Raw genomic sequence first — 559 nt, forward strand, 5'->3', positions numbered from 1 at the left:
TGTTTATCCTCGCCGGCGGCCCGCTGGTGGAGTCGACGCACGACGAACTCAAATTCACCGCCCCACTGACCGCGATCACCGCTGCGGTGGTTGGGGTGATTCTCAATCTGGCGTGTTTCTTCGGCTACCACGTGCTCTGGCCGCAAGGCTTCAGCGGCAGCCTGGACTGGCCGTCGGCGTTGATTGCACTTGCCGCGGCCATTGCGCTGTTTCGCTTCAAGCGCGGAGTGATTCAGGTGTTGCTGGGCTGTGCGTTGGTTGGGTTGGTGGTGCATTTGCTGCGTTAGTGATCGCGGCGCTGGAAATCGAATCGCGCGCTGGAGACTCGATTCCGGCAATAAGTTCCGGTCATTCCAGTGCGCGAATATCCCCAGCGGTACAGCCCCGTTTCGCTTGTTCGCGCGGTTCAAACCATTTGTCCTGTCGGCGCAAATTTTTTGAAATTTCCGCAACGACAATGCTTCACAAAAGGGTAGGCAAACTTTTACCCAGAACTTGCCACGCTTACCCGACTGAGGAGATTTGTCATGTTTCTACATAACAAGCGACTTCAATACAC

Annotated in this window: 1 protein-coding gene; it reads left to right on the forward strand. The window is 55.8% G+C overall.

Annotation, left to right across the window (positions count from 1 at the left end; translation table 11 throughout):
- Nucleotides 1-287 (forward strand): chromate transporter (locus tag J5M56_RS23980; protein ID WP_207937937.1); only part of this gene is annotated, 287 nt, incomplete at its 5' end.
- Between the last annotated feature and the right edge of the window lie 272 nt (nucleotides 288-559).

This window comes from Pseudomonas sp. 51_B, assembly GCF_017491595.1.
GTDB classification, from domain to species: domain Bacteria; phylum Pseudomonadota; class Gammaproteobacteria; order Pseudomonadales; family Pseudomonadaceae; genus Aquipseudomonas; species Aquipseudomonas promysalinigenes.